This window comes from Azonexus sp. MM2026_4 (genome assembly GCF_055901855.1).
On record NZ_CM148380.1, the window covers coordinates 3,351,750 to 3,366,129 of the forward strand.

Here is a 14,380-nt window from a genome sequence, read left to right on the forward strand (position 1 = left end):
AAGGTGTGTCGGTCATGAAGACCGGGAGGTGGTGCGATGCGTATCCTTGATTGGGGCAAATGGCTGGCCGGCGTTGCGGTCTGGTGTGTGTCGTGGCAACTGGCGACCGCCGGAACCGGCGACGCCGCGCTCTTCGAAAGTTGCGTCGACGCCCGCGGCCGGCTGCTCAAGGCCGTCGCCGACCCGCAACTGCCGGTGCTGGTGCGGGCGACGGGCGCGGCGGGTGCGAGCAGCCTGCGCTACAACCCCGACCTGCTCCCCCGCTTGAGCCAGGGCGCTCGTTTCTTCCTCTACACGCAGGAATGCGCCCGTGTCGGCCTGGCCGACACGGGGGCCGCCCAGGCGGCGGAGCGCGCTCGGCTTGCCGACTGCAAGGCGGTGGATGCGCTGCTCGCCAGCGGCGCGGTGACGCGCCGGGAGTTGCCTGCCGTCCAGGCGGAGCTTTCGTTCAGCCCCGAGGAATGGTCGCTGCTAGGCGGTCCGCCGCGCGATTTCGATCTCGGCCACTGTTCGTCGCGACGCGGCAACGTGCTGGCCATTCCGCGCGCCGCGCCGACGGCGCAGCAGGCGGGCTGGAACGATTGCGTGCGTGCCTGCGGCGATCGTCTGTGGACATGCCAGAAACGCGGCTGCGCCGGCGCCGATTGCCCGTCCTGCCAGGGCGCCTATGAAAGCTGCCAGGCGGCGTGCGCCGGCGGGCCGGGGAAATAGGAGCGGCGGCTCAGCCGCCCGCGCCGAGGTAGCGGCCGATTTCCACGCCGATGACGATCATCCAGGTCAGGATGGCGATGCCCACCGCGGCCGCGGCGATGTCCTTGATCACCTTGATCTTCTCGTTGTGTCTTTCCTCGACGAAGTCGCAGAGGGCTTCGATCGCGCTGTTGACGATTTCGGCGACGAGCACGAAGGCGGTCACCACCAGGATCAGCAGGAAATCCAGCCAGGCGCGCAAGGCGAAGGCGCCGGCGAGGACGACGACCGACAGCGCGAGCTTGTAGGCCACCGACCAGTCGTAGAGCACCGCGTAGCGCAGGCCGGAAACGACGGTGGCGATCTTGCGCAGCGGGTGATAGCCGGGTTCGCCGATCCCTAGGAATTTGTGCCGCATCGTTCGCTCCAACGCCAGAAAGGCAGCCGGTGGAACAGGCTGCTCCACAGAAGGCCGAAGATGATCCCGGCCAGGATATCGCTCAGGAAATGCACCTGCAGGTAGGTCCGCGAGACGGCGACCAAGCCGACCAGCGCTATCCCGATCGCCAGCGGCCCAGCCTGCTGCGCCCGCTCCCGCCACAGCAGCCAGGCGGCGACGAAGGCGGTGACCTGCATCGCATGGCCGCTCGGGAAGCTGGCGTCGGCCGGCATTGCCGCCAGCGCCGGGAAGAGGTCGGGGCGCTCGCGATCGATCAGCCACTTCAGTATCTGCGCCACCCCGGCCGCGCCGAGCACGGCGAGCGGCAGGAAGAGGCGCTGCCGCCCGTCCCCCGGGCCGTACCAGGCGAGGCCGGCGGCCAGCGGCAGCAGCACGGCCAGCGAACCGAGCCAGGTGACGGCGCTCATGGCGCTGGTCAGCAGCGGGTGCTGCCAGGCGTGCATCAGCGAGAGCCAGGCGCCGTCCATCGCCCGCTCACCCCTCGCGGTCGGTGCCCTGGCGGGCGAGCAGCTTCTCCTTGTGCAGCGAGAGGGCGATCGAGATGCCGATGAAGGTCGCGACAACGGCCAGCGAGAAGCCGATCGGGATCTTGTAGAGGTCGATCAGCAGCATCTTGACGCCGATGAAGACGAGCACCGCCGCCAGGCCGTACTTGAGCAGCGAGAAGCGGCCGGCCATGTCGGCGAGTAGGAAGTACATGGCGCGCAGGCCGAGGATGGCGAAGATGTTCGAGGTCAGGACGATGAAGGGGTCGCCGGTGATGGCGAAGATGGCCGGGATCGAATCGACGGCGAAGATGAGGTCGGAAATTTCGACCAGCACCAGCGCCAGGAACAGCGGCGTGGCGTAGCGGATGCCGTCCTGGTGGACGAAGAAGCGTTCGCCGTGCAGGCCGTCGGTGATCTTCATGTGGCCGCGCAGCCACTTGAGCAGCGGGTTGTTGGCGAGGTCCGGCTGTTCGTTGGCGAACCACCACATCTTGATGCCGGTGACCAGCAGGAAGGCGCCGAACAGGTAGAGAATCCAGTGGAACTGGGCGATCAGCCAGGCGCCGGCGAAGATCATCCCGGTACGCATCAGGATGGCGCCGAGCACGCCGTAGATCAGCACCCGTTTCTGCAGCTCCAGGGGGATGCCGAAGAAGGCGAAGAGCATCAGCCAGACGAAGACGTTATCGACCGCCAGCGATTTCTCGATCAGGTAGCCGGTGACGAACTCCAGTGTTTTCTGGTTGGCCAGCTCGCGGCCGGCGGCGCCGTCCAGATACCACCACAGGCCGGCGGCGAACAGGAAGGACACGGAAACCCAGATCACCGACCAGGTGGCGGCCTCGCGGATGCTGACGCGGTGCTGCTTGCCGCCGCCGACCAGAAACAGGTCGATGGCCAGCATCACCAGCACGGTGCTGCCGAAAGCCGTCCATAACCAGACATTGCCGATGGTTTCCATGATCCCTCCCGTTCTTCGGATTTAACTCGTTCAGCTGATGTGGATGGCGTTGCGCGCAGTGCTGCGCGCTTGCGCCGCGTTGCCGGCCAGACCGTTACCCCAGGCGTCGAGCGCGCCGAGGAACAGGCGTTCCTCGCCCCGCGCCAGGTGGCCGTCGCTGCTGATTACCGAGATGATAAGCCGGAGCACCGCGTAGCGGGCCTCAACTTCGGTCACTTCGGCGAACAGACCGGAGAGCAGGTCGGGCGAGACACGCCAGTCGGCGGCACCGCCGGCCAGCCGCGAGACGTCGGCGCAGAACTCGTGCAGGACCTGGACGAAGCCTTCGCGGTTGATGCCCAGCGCGGCGAAGCTGCCGCGCCGGTTGAGCACTTCCAGCTCGCATTCGTCGAGCCGGCCGTCGGCGAGCAGGGCGAGGACCACCAGGCGCGCCTTCGCCGACGCACTGTTGATCGGGTAGGCGCGCAGCGGGTGGCGGGGTTCGCTGGGCTGCGGGAACATGGCACGGGCCTGCATCGTCATCATCATCGTTTCCTTTCGTTCGAACGGCATCATTGCATGGCGTGGGGCAGCGAAACCTCCCTGCGTCTGGGCGCGGGCAAAAGCCAGCACCGGGGGCAGTCCCTCGCGGCGGGCGACTTCCTCGACCTGGCCGAGCGGGGCATCGCAAAAGGCGTTGCAATCTTCGACGGTGATCATGGGGGGCTCCTCTGGGTATCGGCTGCGGGAAGTCCGCGGCACATGGACGCAATTTACGGCCTCATCGATTTCCAATGAATGGATAATACTGGTGTTCCAACTTCCGTTTTATGGAAACGTATGAAGCCCGACGATCTCAACTTCCGTCATCTGCTCTACTTCTGGGCAGTCGCCAAGGAAGGCAGCATCACTCGCGCCGCCGAGCGTCTCGGCCTGTCGGTGCAGGCGATCAGCACCCAGCTCGGCCAGCTTGAACGTCAGCTCGGCCAGGCCCTGCTCGCGCCGCGCGGCCGTTCGCTGACCCTGACCGAGGCGGGGCGGACCGCGCTCGCCCATGCCGACCAGATCTTCCAGCTCGGCGACCGCCTGCGCGACGCGCTGGCCGAGCCGTCGGCGGGCCGCATCCGCCTTGCCGTCGGCATCACCGACGCGGTGCCCAAGCTGATCGCTTTTCGCGTGCTCGAAGGCGTCCTGCGCGCGCATCCGCAGCTCCGCCTCGAATGCAGCGAAGGCGAATTCGACCACCTGCTCGGCGAACTTGCAGTCAATCGGCTCGACCTCGTGCTTGCCGACCGCTCGGCGCCGCAACGCGCCAATTTGCGCCTGCAGTCGAAACTGCTCGGTAACCTGGCCGTCGCCTTCTACGCCTCGCCACAACTGCAGGTGGCCTACGGCGCCGCCTTCCCCGCCAGCCTGCACGGCGCGCCGCTGCTGCTGCCGGTACGCGGCGACCCGCTGCGGGCCGGCATCGATGCCTGGCTGGAAGCCCACGACATCGTGCCGCAGGTGATCGGCGAGTTTTCCGACAGCGCCCTGCTCAAGACCTTCGGTCGCGCCGGCCTCGGCATCTTTCCGGCGCCGCTCGCCCTGCAGGAAGACATCCACGTCCAGTTCGGCGCGCTGCCCATCGGCGAGCTGTCGGGCGTCAGCGAAAGCTGGTACGCCATCGCCACCCAGCGCCGCCTGCAGCATCCGGCCGTGGTGACGGTGCTCGAGGCGGGTGGCGGATTCATCGGTGGCGGGGCGGGCTGAGTCGCCCGCGCTCAGCGGCGATGAATTTCTCGGGCAAGAAATGGCGGTTGGCCAGGGTGTTGGGGTTAAATTGCGGATGTCATGAATTCTGCGGGGCGTCGCGTATGGAGAAAATCGGGTTCTGGTCGGGTATCGTCGGCGCTTGGCCGCTCTGCCTGTTGGCACTGACGGCGAATGCCTCGGCGGCGGGCATCGTCTGCGCCAAGGCCAGCAATTCTGTCGAGCGCGCGATCTGCGCCGACGAGCAGTTGTTGCGTCTGGATGGCTCGCTCGCCGAAATCCATGCCCATCTGCAACGCGCCTTGCCGGATCAGGCTGCCGGCTTGCGGCGGGCGCAAAAGGACTGGCTACTCAGCCGCGATCAATGCGCCGGCAACTCGGGCTGCCTGGAGCAGCGTTACAGCGAGAGAGTTGGCGTTCTGACCACGCAGTGGCAGGCTACTGTCGCTACGACAATGCCGGACCGGGCCGACCAGCGGGCACTGCACGCCTTGCGCGCGGCCGTTGAACCGCGGCTGCAGAGCGAGCGCGAGTTCCCCCTGGAAAAGACCCTCGACGCTTTGCGCATCCGCCAGGGAATGACGCACTTCAGCAACACGTCCGACGCCGGGGCGGACGACTCGGTCGCCCGCTTTCCCCGCCATCGGCCGCCCGGGGTGACGCCCGACGAGTGGCGGGCGCTGCGCAATTCCCCGATCGATGGCGGCGGCGAGCATGGTCAGGCCAGTTACACCCTGTACGACCTCGACGGCGACGGCCGACGCGACCTGATCGTCGATTCCTATGTCGGTGGTACTGGCCTGTTCAACTACATCAGTGTCCTGCGGCGCCAGGGCGAGCGTTTCACCGGCGCCCACGCCGCCAATGCTCCCCTGTATTCGCTCAACGGTCGCGGCAGCAACCAGCAGGCCGTGTGGATCCGACTGGCCGGCCGGGTTTATGCTGCCTACCGGAACAGCGTCTATGGCCAGGACGATCTTTACCTGCTGCGTCCTTTCGGCCTGCCAGGCAAGGTGCCGACGCTGACGTTGCGCTATCGCTATGATTGGTCGGTACCGACGGAGCAGCGGGGCGATGGCCGGCCGCCCTTCACGCTCGACGCGCCAACCCATGCGGCATTGACGCGGGCGCTGGCCGGCTTCGTCCGGCAGGACTCCGCTGGCGCCGGGGCGCCGGATGAACTTCTGTGCCCGATGCCGGAGGGGGCCGACCCCGCGTCGCGCAGCAGATATGTCGGCTTTGGCGCTGGACATTACACCTATGAGATGCTCGGCGACGTGCCGGTGTGGATCGGCCAGGAATGCCTGCTTGGTCGGGTCGTCGACTGGTTTGGCAATTACGCTGCCGACAGCGGCCTGTTTGCCGCACTATGGACGCGTCACCCCGAGACGGACGAGGACCGTAGTTTCGAACTCCGGGCCCGTCGGCAGGTCAGCAAGGTGGAAAGCCGGATCGGTCCAGTGGAGGGCGATATGGGACGTTAGCCCGGGGCCGGAGAGCGGCGGCGAATCTCCGGGCTTGCCCTGTCCCCAAGCCGCTTTTTCCAGCAAAATTCCGAAGCCCGTCTGTTTTCGCAAGGAGAACGCCATGAACGATCACGATTCCCTGAGTGTCGCGCTGCAGCGCAACCGTCTCAACCGCCGCCAACTGCTCTGGTTGTTCGGCGCCGCGGCATTGTCCGGCTGCGCGCAGTCGCCGGTCGGCGGCAAGTCGATCCTGGTCGGCATGAGCGAGGACGACGAAAAGGCGGTGGACAAGCAGGTGGCGCCGCAGCAGTTTTCGCAGGACATGGGGCCGGTCCAGGAGGGCGAGGTCAATCGCTACCTGAGTTCGGTCGGCGAGCGCATGGACAAGCTGACGCACCGGCCGCAGATGCCGTATTCCTACCGCGTACTCAACGCCAACCACGTCAACGCCTACACCTTCCCCGGCGGGGCGATGGGGGTGACGCGCGGGATCATGGTCGATCTACAGAACGAAGCCGAACTGGGCGCGCTGCTCGGCCACGAAATGGGGCACGTCAATGCGCGGCACGCGGCGCAGCGCCAGGGGCAGGCGATGGTCGCCCAGGTGGCGGTGGCCGGAGCCAGCATCGCCGCCTCGTCCACCGAGTGGGGTGGGCTGGTCGCGGTCGGCGGCCAGCTTGGCGCCAGCGCGCTGCTGTCCAGCTATTCGCGCGACAACGAGCGCGAAGCCGACGCCCTGGGCCAGGAATACATGGTGCGCGCCGGCTATCCGGCAAGCGGCATGAACGGCCTGCACCAGTTGCTGGTCGACCAGCAGAAGGAAGCGCCCGGCTTGCTGCAGACCATGTTCTCGACCCATCCGATGAACGTCGAGCGGCGCGATACGGCGCGTCGGCTGGCCGAGGGCAAGTACGCGGCGAGCCTGAAGCGCGACCCCGGGCGCGAGCGCTTCATGGACAACACGGCGTCGCTGCGCCGCATCAAGCCGACCATCGAATCCTGCCAGAACGGCGAGGTGGCGATGGCCGACAAGCAGTACGGCAAGGCCGAAGGGCAGTTCCGTGCCGCCCTGCAGAAGACGCCGCGCGATTACTCCGCCAACCTGCTGATGGCGCAATGCCTGCAGGCGCAGGATCGCGACCGCGACGCGCTGGGCTACGCCGAATCGGCGAAGGCGATCTATCCGCAAGAAGCGCAGGCGCACAAGCTGGTCGGCGTGCTGGCGCTCGGCCTCAAGGACCCGGCCGCCGCCTACGCCGGACTCGACCGTTACGACCGGCTGTTGCCGGGAGACGCCGGCATCGGCTTCCTCAAGGGGGTGGCGCTGGAAGGCATGGGCAAGCGTCAGGAAGCGGCGCAGCAGTATGCCGGCTACCTGCGCGACAACCGCCAGGGCAAGGCTGCCGAATACGCCTACAGCCGGCTCAAGGGTTGGGGCTACGCCAAGTAGGGCGAGCGCTCACTCGCCGAAACTGCGCAGGCCGTCGAGGTCGATGACGTTGATGCCGCCGTATTCGCTGCGCACCAGGCCGGCTTCCTCCAGCACCCTGAGGCCCTGATTGGCGCGTTGCCGGGAGACGCCGGCGAGGTAGCCGAGTTCTTCCTGGGAAATCTGCAGCAGGCGGTTGGTGCCGGGATAAAGCACCGGGTTGAACAGCGCCGCCAGGACGCGGGCGATGCGCGTGTCGATGTCGAGCATGCGCTCGTTTTCCATCATGCCGATGAACTGGCCGAGGCGTTCGTTCAACTGGGTGATCATGAAGCGGTTGAAGGCGATGCTGTGGTCGAGCAGCCACAGGAAAGTGCCGCGGCTCATGAAGGCGACGCGCGTGTCGCGGATCGCCATGACGTCGTAGCGGCGCGGCTCCTCCTTGAGCAGCGAACCCTCGCCGAACCAGGCGCCGGTGCTGATGCCGGTCAGCGACGTGGTCTTGCCGGAAGTCCAGTGGCTGGCCATCTTGCCCAGCCCGTCGACGATGCCCATCCAGTGGGTGACCGCCTCGCCCTTCATGCAGACGAAGGCGCCGGCCGCGAAACTGCGTTCGACGGTGCCGGCCAGGGCGCGCTGCATCTCTTCCTCGGTCAGCGCCTGTCCCCACTGGGACCGGCGGAGCAACTCCTCAGCGTTTTTCATTTATTTTCCGGATTGTCTGCCGAATGACAATTATACGTCGCGCCTGTGCTTACACTGGCCCGCAGGTCAGGAATAGCCGGCGCCTGCAAGTCTGGTGTAAGAAAGCCGGCGCCACAATGAACCTAACGACACAGGACCGCGAACAACGAGTCGCGGCGGAGGAGACAATTTATGCCCACGCAGGCGAAATACGCCGCGCCGGACGGTTTGCACACCTTCCCGCGGCTGCTCATGCATCATGCGACGACGCGGCCACAGGCGCCGGCGATGCGCGAGAAATACCTCGGTATCTGGCAGACCTGGACCTGGTCCGACGTCGCCGAGCGCGTCCGCGCGCTGGCCTGCGGCCTGGCCGCGCTCGGTTTCAAGCGCGGCGACAACCTGGCGATCATCGGCGACAACCGGCCGCACCTGTACATGATGATGACCGCCGCCCAGTGTCTTGGTGGCGTGCCGGTGCCGCTCTACCAGGACGCGGTGGCAGCCGAGATGCTGTTCGTGCTGCAGGATGCCGGCATCCGCTTCGTCGTCGTCGAGGACCAGGAACAGGTCGACAAGATGCTCGAAGTGCGCGAGCAGGTGGCGACGCTGGAGCACGTCATCTACGACGACCCGCGCGGCATGCGCCACTACAACCAGCCCTTCCTGCACGACATCCACGAGTTGATGGAAATGGGCCGCATCCATGACCGCAACCACCCGGATTTCCTCGACGCCGAAATCGCCCAGGGGCATTTCGACGACACCTCGGTGATGCTCTACACCTCGGGCACCACCGGCAAGCCGAAGGGCGTCTGCCAGACGCACGCCGCCTTCATCGCCGCCGCCCGCGGCGGCATCGAGGTGGACCGCATGAGCGCCGACGGCGACATCCTGTCCTACCTGCCGATGGCTTGGGTCGGCGACCACCTGTTCTCCTTCGCCCAGGCGATGGTCGCCGGCTTCACCATCAACTGCCCGGAATCCGGCGACACGGTGATGACCGACCTGCGCGAGATCGGGCCGACCTACTACTTCGCGCCGCCACGCGTCTTCGAGAGCCTGCTCACTTCGGTGATGATCCGCATGGAAGATGCCGGCAAGCTCAAACAGAAGATGTTCCACCACTTCATGGAAGTGGCGAAACGCTGCGGGTCCGACATCCTCGACGGCAAGTCGGTCGGTGCCGGCGACCGCTTCCAGTACTGGCTGGGCAACCTGCTGGTTTACGGCCCGCTGCGCAACGTGCTCGGCATGAGCCGGATCAGGGTGGCCTACACCGCCGGCGCGGCGATCGGCCCGGAGCTGTTCAAGTTCTATCGCTCGATCGGCATCAACCTGAAGCAGTTCTACGGCCAGACCGAAACCTGCGCCTATGTCTGCATCCAGCCGGACGGGGCGATCAAGTTCGACTCGGTCGGCCAGCCGGCGCCCGGCGTCGATATCAAGATCGCCGACAACGGCGAGGTGCTGGTCAAGGGACCGATGCTGCTCAAGGAATACTACAAGCGCCCGGATGCCACCGCCGAGTCGATCAACGCCGACGGCTGGTTCATGACCGGCGACGCCGGCTTCCTCGACGAGGACGGTCACCTGAAGATCATCGATCGCGCCAAGGACGTCGGCAAGCTCGGCAACGGCGCGATGTTCGCCCCCAACTACATCGAGAACAAGCTGAAGTTCTTCCAGCACGTCAAGGAAGCCGTCTGCTTCGGCGCCGACCGCGACCGGGTCACTGCCTTCATCAACATCGACATGGGCGCCGTCGGCAACTGGGCCGAGCGGCGCGGCATCGCCTACTCCGGCTATACCGACCTCGCCGCCAAGCCGCAGGTCTATGAACTGATCCAGCAATGCGTCGAGGAAGTGAATGCGGCGCTGGCGCACGACGTCATGGTCGCCGATTCGCAGGTCCATCGCTTCCTGATCCTGCACAAGGAACTCGATCCCGACGACGACGAGCTGACGCGCACGCGCAAGGTCCGCCGCAACTTCGTCTCGGAAAAGTACAAGGTGCTGATCGACGCCCTCTACGCCGGCAAGGACAGCCAGTTCATCGAGACCGAGGTCAAGTTCGAGGACGGTCGCCGCGGCAAGGTTGCCGCCGACCTGCGCATCGTCGATTGCAAGACCTTCCCGATCGTCAGAAAGGCCGCCTGAGATGAGCAAACAAATCGGCGAGGTCATTCTCGACCTGCACAATATTTCGCTGCGCTTCGGCGGCGTCAAGGCGCTCACCGACATTTCCTTCGACGTCCGCGAACACGAGATCCGCGCCATCATCGGCCCCAACGGCGCGGGGAAAAGCTCGATGCTCAACGTCATCAACGGCGTCTATCACCCGCAGGAAGGCAAGGTCTTCTGGCGCGGCAGCGAGCGCAAGAAGATGGAACCGCACATGGCGGCACAGCAGAACATCGCCCGCACCTTCCAGAACATCGCGCTGTTCAAGGGCATGAGCGTGCTCGACAACATCATGACCGGGCGCATCACCAAGATGAAGTCGACCTTCCTCGAGCACGCGCTGTGGTTCGGCCGCGCCCGCCAGGAAGAGCTGGCGCACCGCAAGAAGGTCGAGGAGGTGATCGACTTCCTGGAAATCCAGCACATCCGCAAGACGCCGGTCGGCCGCCTGCCCTACGGCCTGCAGAAGCGCGTCGAACTCGGCCGGGCGCTCGCCGCCGAACCGAAGATGCTGCTCCTCGACGAGCCGATGGCCGGCATGAACGTCGAAGAGAAACAGGACATGTGCCGTTTCATCCTCGACGTCAACGACCAGTTCGGCACCACCATCGTCCTCATCGAGCACGACATGGGCGTCGTCATGGACATTTCCGACCGCGTCGTCGTCCTCGACTACGGCAAGAAGATCGGCGACGGCGTCCCCGACGAGGTCAAGAACAACGAAGACGTGATCAAAGCCTATCTGGGCGCCGGTCACTGAGGAGACAAGCATGGAATTCGTATTCGCCGCGACGATGCTGTCGATCCTGCTCTGGGTCGCCGCCCGTTCGTACGCCGCCCGCCGGCACCGTCAAACCGTCCGCGCCGACTTCCGGGAGTAAGCCATGGAATTCTTCCTTGAAGTCCTCATCGGCGGCCTGCTCTCCGGCGTCATGTACGCCCTGGTGGCGCTCGGCTTCGTGCTCATCTACAAGGCCTCGGGCGTCTTCAACTTCGCCCAGGGGGCGATGGTCTATCTTGCCGCGCTGTCGGTGGTCGGCGTCATGGAGTGGGGGGCGCCGCTGTGGCTGGCGGTGATCCTCGCCTTCGCGATCATGACCGCCTTCGGCATCGCCACCGAGAAGTTCGTGCTCAGGAAGCTGGTCAACCAGCCGCCGATCGCGCTGTTCATGGCCACCATCGGCCTGACCTTCTTCATCGAGGGCCTGGCGCCGATGATTTTCGGCGCCGACCCGCGCGCCCTCGACATCGGCATCGTCAACGAGCCGATTCCCTGGATTCTCGACAACTGGAACATGGTCATTTCCAAGTTCGACCTGATCGCCGCCGGCGTCGCCGCCGTGCTGGTCACCGTGTTGGCGCTGTTCTTCCAGTACACGCGGATCGGCCGCGCCCTGCGCGCCGTCGCCGACGACCACCAGGCGGCGCTGTCGATCGGCATCCCGCTGCAGCACATCTGGGCCATCGTCTGGGGCGTTGCCGGCTTCGTCGCGCTGGTCGCCGGCATGATGTGGGGCGCCAGAAACGGCGTGCAGTTTGCGCTCACTTTCACGGCATTGAAGGCGCTGCCGGTGCTGATTCTCGGCGGCTTCACCTCGGTGCCGGGCGCCATCGTCGGCGGCCTGATCATCGGTGCCTCGGAAAAACTCGCCGAAATCTACATCCCGCCGGTGATGCAGGACCTCTTCGGCGGCAACTTCGGCGGCATCGAAGGCTGGTTCCCCTACGTGCTGGCGTTGCTCTTCCTGCTGGTCAGGCCGGAAGGTCTGTTCGGCGAACGCCACATCGACCGCGTGTAAGAGAGGAAACAACAAATGCTTTACCGTGAAGCCGGTCAATTCAAGACCTCCTACGCCGCCGACCAGCAGTTGTTCCCGATCCGCCAGGACCGCATCGGCCTGCTGTTGCTGCTCGCCGTCGCCTTCGTCGGGGTGCCGATGTTCGCCAGCGAATACTGGTTCTCGGCGATCCTGATTCCCTTCCTGATCTTCTCGCTGGCCGCGCTCGGGCTCAACATCCTGACCGGCTACGCCGGCCAGTTGTCGCTCGGCACCGCCGCCTTCATGGCGGTCGGCGCCTACGCCGCGTACAACTTCCAGTTGCGCGTCGAGGGCATCCCGATCCTGGTTTCCTTCATCTGCGCCGGCCTGACCGCCGCCGGCGTCGGCATCCTGTTCGGCCTGCCCAGCTTGCGCATCAAGGGTTTCTACCTGGCGGTGGCGACGCTGGCGGCGCAGTTCTTCATCGTCTGGTGCCTGACCAAGTTCCCCTGGCTGTCGAACAACTCGTCGTCCGGGGTGATCTCGGCGCAGAACATCGAGATTCTCGGCTACGCCTTCGACACGCCGCGCGACAAGTACCTGCTGGTCCTCGCCATCGTCGTCCTGCTTGCGCTGGCGGCCAAGAACATGGTTCGTTCGACGACCGGCCGGGCCTGGATGGCGGTGCGCGACATGGACGTCGCCGCGTCGGTGATCGGCATCCGCCTGATGCATACCAAGCTGCTCGCCTTCGCCGTCAGTTCCTTCTACTGCGGCGTCGCCGGCGCGCTCTACGCGTATTGCTACCTCGGTTCGGTCGAGCCGGACGGCTTCTCGCTCGACATGTCGTTCCGCATCCTGTTCATGGTCATCATCGGCGGTGTCGGCTCCATCCTCGGCTCCTTCCTCGGCGCCGCCTTCATCCTGCTGCTGCCGATCTTCCTCGACATCATGCTGCCCTTCTTCGCCGACCTGTTCGGCCTGCCGTTTTCCAGCGCCACCGTGTCGCACATCCAGATCCTGGTGTTCGGTGCGCTGATCATGTTCTTCCTGATCGTCGAGCCGCACGGGTTGGCCCGTCTGTGGCAGATCGCCAAGGAGAAGCTGCGCCTGTGGCCGTTCCCGCACTGAGAACCGGCCGTTTTTCGTAACACTGGAGGAGACATATACATGAAAAAAGTTTTCAAACCCGCTGTTGCCGCTGCCGCGGTTTCCCTCGCCCTGATCGCGCCGACCACCTTTGCCGCCGACCAGTTCTTCCCGATCCCGAGCTACCGCGTCGGCGCTTACGGCGCCAACGGCCAGGCCTTCTACGGCGGCTTCATCGACTACCTGAACTACGTCAACCTGAAGGACAAGGGCGTCAATGGCGTCACCCTGACCTGGGAAGAGTGCGAGACCGAGTACAACAACGCCAAGGGCGTCGAATGCTACGAGCGGATGAAGGGCAAGGCGGCGCAGTCGGCCGGGCCGATCCACACGATGTCTACCGGCATCTCCTACGCGCTGATCGACAAGTCGGCGCAGGACAAGCTGCCGCTGGCGATGATGGGCTACGGCCGCACCGACGCCGTCAACGGCTCGGTCTTCCCCTACGCCTTCCCGCTGGTCACCACCTACCAGATGCAGGCCTCGGCCATCGTCAAGTTCGTCAAGGACAAGCTGGGCGGCAACCTGGCCGGCAAGAAGATCGTCTATCTCTACCATGACTCGGCCTACGGCAAGGAAGCCATCGTCGCCCTCAACGCCGAAGCCGGCCTGAACAAGTTCGAACTGGTGCAGATTCCGGTCGCCCACCCGGGCAACGAGCAGGGCGCACAGTGGCTGAAGATTCGCCAGGAAAAGCCCGATTTCGTGATCTTCTGGGGCTGGGGCGTGATGAACCAGACGGCGCTGAAGGCGGCGCAGAAGGTCGGCTTCCCGCGCGACAAGATGATCGGCTCGTGGTGGACCGGTTCGGAAGAAGACGTGGTGCCGGCCGGCGAGGCCGCCAAGGGCTACATGGCGGCGACCTGGAACGTCGCCGGCAAGCAGGTGCCGGTGATCGCCGACATCGAGAAGGTGGTCTACGGCGCCGGCAAGGGCAACCTGCAGGACAAGGCCAAGATCGGCACCATCCTCTACAACCGCGGCGTTTCCGCTGCTGTCTTGTCGGTCGAGGCGATCCGCAAGGCGCAGGAAAAATACGGCAAGGGCAAGGCGATGAACGGCACCCAGGTCGCCTGGGGTCTGGAAAACCTCGACATCACCGAGGCCCGCCTGAAGGCATTGGGCGCCACCAACCTGTTGCCGACCATCAAGACCTCGTGCGCCAACCACGAAGGTTCCGGCAAGGTGAAGATCCAGCAGTGGGACGGCGCCAAGTGGGTGCCGGTGTCCGACTGGATCGAAGGCAACAAGGGGCTGATCCACCCGCTGTTCCAGGCGTCCGCCAAGCAGTACGCGAAGGAAAAGGGCATCACGCCGCGTGACTGCAGCAAGGAAAAATAAGCCGGGCCGCCGGGCGCGCTGCCGCGCCCGGCGCTTC

The 14,380-nt window shown here is 65.5% G+C and carries 14 protein-coding genes; 9 read left to right on the forward strand and 5 right to left on the reverse strand.

Annotated elements, in window-relative coordinates; all coding sequences use genetic code 11:
• Positions 1-36: 36 nt before the first annotated feature.
• On the forward strand, positions 37-711 hold the full coding sequence (locus AC0KWY_RS15690; RefSeq protein ID WP_474026424.1) for a hypothetical protein: 675 nt from the start codon (positions 37-39) through the stop codon (positions 709-711).
• A 10-nt stretch (positions 712-721) separates the two neighbouring features.
• Here AC0KWY_RS15690 and AC0KWY_RS15695 read toward each other — a convergent pair whose 3' ends face one another.
• From AC0KWY_RS15695 to AC0KWY_RS15710, 4 genes are read right to left on the reverse strand one after another with little or no spacing between them, the layout of a single operon-like run.
• Complete coding sequence (locus AC0KWY_RS15695; protein WP_474026425.1) at positions 722-1,108, reverse strand: diacylglycerol kinase; 387 nt, start codon at positions 1,106-1,108, stop codon at positions 722-724.
• Positions 1,090-1,617, reverse strand: a complete 528-nt coding sequence (locus tag AC0KWY_RS15700; protein WP_474026426.1) for a phosphatase PAP2 family protein — start codon at positions 1,615-1,617, stop codon at positions 1,090-1,092. Before AC0KWY_RS15700 ends, AC0KWY_RS15695 begins: the two co-directional genes overlap by 19 nt.
• Before the next feature lie 7 nt (positions 1,618-1,624).
• On the reverse strand, positions 1,625-2,599 hold the full coding sequence (locus AC0KWY_RS15705; RefSeq protein WP_474026427.1) for a TerC family protein: 975 nt from the start codon (positions 2,597-2,599) through the stop codon (positions 1,625-1,627).
• A gap of 30 nt (positions 2,600-2,629) precedes the next feature.
• Positions 2,630-3,298 (reverse strand): tellurite resistance TerB family protein, encoded by a 669-nt coding sequence (locus AC0KWY_RS15710; RefSeq protein WP_474026428.1) that lies wholly within the window; start codon positions 3,296-3,298, stop codon positions 2,630-2,632.
• Between the two features lie 120 nt (positions 3,299-3,418).
• Between AC0KWY_RS15710 and AC0KWY_RS15715 the strand changes: the two genes are divergently transcribed.
• From AC0KWY_RS15715 to AC0KWY_RS15725, 3 genes are all read left to right on the forward strand, one after another.
• Positions 3,419-4,330, forward strand: coding sequence for a LysR family transcriptional regulator (locus tag AC0KWY_RS15715; protein ID WP_474026429.1), 912 nt, complete (start codon positions 3,419-3,421; stop codon positions 4,328-4,330).
• 104 nt (positions 4,331-4,434) lie between these two features.
• The gene (locus AC0KWY_RS15720) at positions 4,435-5,814 is read left to right on the forward strand and encodes a lysozyme inhibitor LprI family protein (RefSeq protein WP_474026430.1); all 1,380 of its coding nucleotides are present in this window, start codon (positions 4,435-4,437) and stop codon (positions 5,812-5,814) included.
• 103 nt (positions 5,815-5,917) lie between these two features.
• A complete protein-coding gene (locus AC0KWY_RS15725) occupies positions 5,918-7,246 on the forward strand; it encodes a M48 family metalloprotease (protein ID WP_474026431.1) in 1,329 nt (442 codons plus the stop codon).
• A gap of 9 nt (positions 7,247-7,255) precedes the next feature.
• Here the strand turns inward: AC0KWY_RS15725 and AC0KWY_RS15730 are convergent, their stop codons facing one another.
• Complete coding sequence (locus tag AC0KWY_RS15730; RefSeq protein ID WP_474026432.1) at positions 7,256-7,930, reverse strand: Crp/Fnr family transcriptional regulator; 675 nt, start codon at positions 7,928-7,930, stop codon at positions 7,256-7,258.
• Positions 7,931-8,101: 171 nt separating this feature from the next.
• Between AC0KWY_RS15730 and AC0KWY_RS15735 the strand changes: the two genes are divergently transcribed.
• The 5 genes from AC0KWY_RS15735 (at position 8,102) to AC0KWY_RS15755 (ending at position 14,343) form a co-directional block, all read left to right on the forward strand.
• Complete coding sequence (locus AC0KWY_RS15735) at positions 8,102-10,069, forward strand: AMP-dependent synthetase/ligase (RefSeq protein ID WP_474026433.1); 1,968 nt, start codon at positions 8,102-8,104, stop codon at positions 10,067-10,069.
• Position 10,070: 1 nt separating this feature from the next.
• A complete protein-coding gene (locus tag AC0KWY_RS15740; protein ID WP_474026434.1) occupies positions 10,071-10,853 on the forward strand; it encodes an ABC transporter ATP-binding protein in 783 nt (260 codons plus the stop codon).
• A gap of 124 nt (positions 10,854-10,977) precedes the next feature.
• A complete protein-coding gene (locus AC0KWY_RS15745; protein ID WP_474026435.1) occupies positions 10,978-11,892 on the forward strand; it encodes a branched-chain amino acid ABC transporter permease in 915 nt (304 codons plus the stop codon).
• Positions 11,893-11,907: 15 nt separating this feature from the next.
• On the forward strand, positions 11,908-12,984 hold the full coding sequence (locus AC0KWY_RS15750) for a branched-chain amino acid ABC transporter permease (protein WP_474026436.1): 1,077 nt from the start codon (positions 11,908-11,910) through the stop codon (positions 12,982-12,984).
• Positions 12,985-13,023: 39 nt separating this feature from the next.
• Positions 13,024-14,343, forward strand: coding sequence for an ABC transporter substrate-binding protein (locus tag AC0KWY_RS15755; protein ID WP_474026437.1), 1,320 nt, complete (start codon positions 13,024-13,026; stop codon positions 14,341-14,343).
• Positions 14,344-14,380 lie beyond the last annotated feature (37 nt).

Excerpts from the sequence above, each read along its gene's own strand:
- AC0KWY_RS15690 (WP_474026424.1), top strand. The coding sequence starts at position 37 with ATGCGTATCCTTGATTGGGGCAAATGGCTGGCCGGCGTTGCGGTCTGG.
- AC0KWY_RS15695 (WP_474026425.1), bottom strand. The coding sequence starts at position 1,108 with ATGCGGCACAAATTCCTAGGGATCGGCGAACCCGGCTATCACCCGCTG.
- AC0KWY_RS15700 (WP_474026426.1), bottom strand. The coding sequence starts at position 1,617 with ATGGACGGCGCCTGGCTCTCGCTGATGCACGCCTGGCAGCACCCGCTG.
- AC0KWY_RS15705 (WP_474026427.1), bottom strand. The coding sequence starts at position 2,599 with ATGGAAACCATCGGCAATGTCTGGTTATGGACGGCTTTCGGCAGCACC.
- AC0KWY_RS15710 (WP_474026428.1), bottom strand. The coding sequence starts at position 3,298 with ATGATCACCGTCGAAGATTGCAACGCCTTTTGCGATGCCCCGCTCGGC.
- AC0KWY_RS15715 (WP_474026429.1), top strand. The coding sequence starts at position 3,419 with ATGAAGCCCGACGATCTCAACTTCCGTCATCTGCTCTACTTCTGGGCA.
- AC0KWY_RS15720 (WP_474026430.1), top strand. The coding sequence starts at position 4,435 with ATGGAGAAAATCGGGTTCTGGTCGGGTATCGTCGGCGCTTGGCCGCTC.
- AC0KWY_RS15725 (WP_474026431.1), top strand. The coding sequence starts at position 5,918 with ATGAACGATCACGATTCCCTGAGTGTCGCGCTGCAGCGCAACCGTCTC.
- AC0KWY_RS15730 (WP_474026432.1), bottom strand. The coding sequence starts at position 7,930 with ATGAAAAACGCTGAGGAGTTGCTCCGCCGGTCCCAGTGGGGACAGGCG.
- AC0KWY_RS15735 (WP_474026433.1), top strand. The coding sequence starts at position 8,102 with ATGCCCACGCAGGCGAAATACGCCGCGCCGGACGGTTTGCACACCTTC.
- AC0KWY_RS15740 (WP_474026434.1), top strand. The coding sequence starts at position 10,071 with ATGAGCAAACAAATCGGCGAGGTCATTCTCGACCTGCACAATATTTCG.
- AC0KWY_RS15745 (WP_474026435.1), top strand. The coding sequence starts at position 10,978 with ATGGAATTCTTCCTTGAAGTCCTCATCGGCGGCCTGCTCTCCGGCGTC.
- AC0KWY_RS15750 (WP_474026436.1), top strand. The coding sequence starts at position 11,908 with ATGCTTTACCGTGAAGCCGGTCAATTCAAGACCTCCTACGCCGCCGAC.
- AC0KWY_RS15755 (WP_474026437.1), top strand. The coding sequence starts at position 13,024 with ATGAAAAAAGTTTTCAAACCCGCTGTTGCCGCTGCCGCGGTTTCCCTC.